We start from the raw sequence: 2,526 nt of genomic DNA, 5'->3' as shown, positions 1-2,526 counted from the left end.
CAAAACCAACAGTTTCAACAGCCATTACAGTAGAGATATCTCTCCACAAAAAGAAAAGAGCCTTTAAAACGGCTCTTTTTAGTTATTACGCTATTTTAAAAACCGATCTACATTACACCTCTATTCATTCCAAACTTTGAATACAAAGGAAGGGATATTTGCAAAAGTAACTTCATCTCCTGAGCGGCTCTTCATACATTTATTGCGTCGCAATTTTAAGGTATTCTCTTTTGAAGAAATGAAAAAACTGGATTGTATAGGATCTAAAAAGAAAAAACACCAATATAAAGCGAGTTTAGAAGGTATTAAAGTTGAGTATGTGAATCCAGCATACACAAGTCAAACATGTCCTAAGTGCCATGAAAAGAATAAAGCACAAGATAGAAAATATAAGTGTAAGTGCGGATTCGAAAAACATCGTGATTTAGTCGGTGCTATGAATATTCGATATGCACCTGTGGTTGAAGGTAACAGTCAGCCAGCCTAAGATGCTATATGCACTGTCTTAGGAGGGGTAATGAGATACCCTTACCTTGAAGGCTGTTCAAAACAGAAATGGACTGCGAACGTTTAGTCATTCAAGAATCCCCCCGTCATAACGTAAGGTGTAGGGCTTGCGACTTCAGTCGTGGGAGTCTCAAGAAACGAGTGGATTTTTATCATTTATATTGTTCTTTTCCCCATTTCGATACCCATCTTTGCATTTCATTTAGAACTGTTTGAAAATCCATACCTTTTTCAGTTAAAGAATATTCAACAGTTACAGGCACAGTATTAAATATTTCGCGCTGAACAAAACCATTTTGTTCCAATTTTCGAAGTGTATTAGTTAGGGATTGGGTCTTGATAAGGGTTATTTCTCTTTGAAGTTGGTTAAACCTTTTTGGTTCTTTTTTTAGTATAGTGATTACTGCGAAGGCCCATTTTGAGCCAAGGACTTGTATAACTTCACAGATGTTGCCGCAAAATTTACTCTCTTCAAATAATTCATTCATTTCTCCACATCCTTACTAAAAGTAATTAGGTCAAAATAACTGGAGTATCTCCAAATATTTTGCCTTCTTCCACCAACCAAACAAGTACATTATACTGACATTGGGTGAAATGATATAAACCAAGGTGAATTCTTGTTTTAATACTTACCATTTATTATTCAAGTATCATCTATATAAAAATTATTTCACAAGACACTTCAACTGACAACAAATGAAACTAGTCATTATATGGTTACTAATCCATGGTCTATGCTAGACATGGAACTATCGTATAAAGGTCTAGAAAGGAGAAAAAATGAAAAATCTAAGTCTATATCTTCTCGGATTAGGAGCATTTCTTACGGGTACCGCCGAATTAGTTGTTGCAGGTATCCTCAATATTATTGCCAATGATTTAAACATTTCTATAGCTCTTGCTGGGCAATTGATAACAGCCTATTCACTTGCATTTGCAATCGGTACTCCCATTTTGGTGTCATTAACATCGCGGATGGAAAGAAAAAAATTAATAATAATTTCACTCATTGTATTTATTATTGGCTCTTTAATCTCTTATATAAGTTCTGGTTATTTCATTTTAATGGTTTCTCGAATAATCCTAGGATTGAGTGCAGGTGTATACCAAGTTGTTGCTCTAAGTTCAGCTGCTAAATTAGTCCCAGCTGAAAAGGTTGGTAGTGCAATTGGTATAATAGCTCTTGGATTTGGGAGTGCGATTGCATTGGGGGTTCCGATAGGAGTTGCGATATCGAACTTGTGGAGTTGGCCAGTCATATTCATTATTTTAGGTGTTTTTAGCCTATTAATTCTATTGGGATTAATTCGTTTACTTCCCAAAATTGAAGGGGATGCTAGGGTTCCATTTTTAAAGCAATTCTCAGTATTAAGTAATCCTATCATTGTGAGCGGATTTTTGGCTACATTATTTATGACTACCAGTAATTCGATAATGTTAACTTATATAACTCCATTTTTGCAAAACATTCTTCATCTAACTCCCTCTAAAATTAGTTGGATGATGCTCGTATTTGGTGTTTGCAGTGTTATTGGTTCACGATATGGCGGAGCCGGTGTTGATAAATGGGGAACTACGAAGATAATTTCTTTCAGTTTATTGATCTCATCAATATCACTTGCTTTTCTTCCTTTGCTTTCAACACTGATGGTTATCGGATTACTTTTATTATCGATTTGGATGTTCTCAATTTTTGTTACAGGTACAGCTATTCAAACATATTTTATACAAGAAGCACCTCGATCCACAAATTTAGTACTCAGTTTGAATACATCTTTTGTTCATTTGGGTACTGCCGTTGGAGCTGCAGCAGGAGGACTGATAGTCCGTAACACTTTCACAGTTCTTTATAATCCATGGGTTGCAAGTGGGACAATCATACTTTCTTTAGTAATTGCCTTCGTTTCTTTTTCTTTACGAGGAAAGAGAGCATCAAAGATAGCATAAGACACATATTATTGGCGTTTCTTCGATATGAAGGAACTCCTGTTTGTGTGTCAGGAATACATCTTTGAA

The 2,526-nt window shown here is 35.5% G+C and carries 2 protein-coding genes and 1 pseudogene; 2 read left to right on the top strand and 1 reads right to left on the bottom strand.

The features are described from left to right. Positions 1-280: 280 nt before the first annotated feature. Positions 281-487 (top strand): annotated as a pseudogene (locus BTA31_RS22120) (transposase); the annotation flags it as partial. A 172-nt stretch (positions 488-659) separates the two neighbouring features. On the opposite strand, the gene BTA31_RS22115 reads toward BTA31_RS22120, so the two are convergent. Continuing rightward, positions 660-995, bottom strand: a complete 336-nt coding sequence (locus tag BTA31_RS22115) for a winged helix-turn-helix transcriptional regulator (RefSeq protein WP_076794267.1) — start codon at positions 993-995, stop codon at positions 660-662. Positions 996-1,290: 295 nt separating this feature from the next. Between BTA31_RS22115 and BTA31_RS22110 the strand changes: the two genes are divergently transcribed. After that, positions 1,291-2,457: an MFS transporter gene (locus tag BTA31_RS22110; protein WP_076794265.1), complete on the top strand. Its 1,167-nt coding sequence runs from the start codon at positions 1,291-1,293 to the stop codon at positions 2,455-2,457. Positions 2,458-2,526: the final 69 nt, after the last annotated feature.

Origin of the sequence: Bacillus haynesii, assembly GCF_001969855.1 — a bacterium.
Lineage (GTDB): Bacteria > Bacillota > Bacilli > Bacillales > Bacillaceae > Bacillus > Bacillus haynesii.
The sequence above is the reverse complement of the archived record's forward strand: the minus strand, read 5'-3'. Positions and strand labels throughout refer to the sequence as shown.